This is a genomic window from Caballeronia sp. INML2 (genome assembly GCF_023631365.1).
GTDB lineage: Bacteria > Pseudomonadota > Gammaproteobacteria > Burkholderiales > Burkholderiaceae > Caballeronia > Caballeronia turbans.
This window is the reverse complement of sequence record NZ_JALQDH010000210.1, coordinates 1-559: the sequence shown is the minus strand read 5'-3', so window position 1 is coordinate 559 and position 559 is coordinate 1. Positions and strand designations below refer to the sequence as shown.

The window sequence follows — 559 nt, the reverse complement described above, 5'->3', positions numbered from 1 at the left end:
AGATTTGGCCATCGGGCGCCGCGCGCATTCGCACTTCAATCTCGCCGAGCTTCTGCACTTGCGCCTTGAGACTCTCGATCTTCTCTTTCAAATGGGGGATGCGTTCATCCGGCAAGCTCGTCGGCTCTCGATCGGCCCGGTCTAGTTCATCCATATAGCGGGCAATGCTTTGTTCAAGTTGCTCCATTCGAGCCTGAAGCTTGCGGTCAGTGAAGTTCTTGTCACGGTTGTTGACGGCTTTAAATTTGCTGCCGTCGATCGCGACGGTAGCGTCTGCGAATAGTTTCAACCGGCGGCAAAGCAACACAAACTCGCGGCAAACTTTGCGAATCGCAACGCCGTTGTCCTTCCGAAAGTCAGCGATGGTCTTGAAATCCGGTGTCAGCCGGCCTGTCAGCCAGATCAATTCGAGATTCCGTCGTGCTTCCCGTTCGAGACGGCGACTCGATTGAATTCGATTCAAGTATCCGTAGATGTAAAGCTTGAGCAAGGTCGATGGGTGATATGCCGGCCTGCCCACCAAGGAGGGCGTGGCCCGCTCGAAGCCAAGACCTACTAG

At 54.9% G+C, this 559-nt stretch carries 1 protein-coding gene; it reads right to left on the bottom strand.

Annotated features, from left to right (window positions below; translation table 11 throughout):
- Positions 1-559, bottom strand: a 559-nt coding sequence (locus NCT32_RS37040; protein ID WP_250491568.1) for a transposase, incomplete at both ends; no start/stop codon positions are given.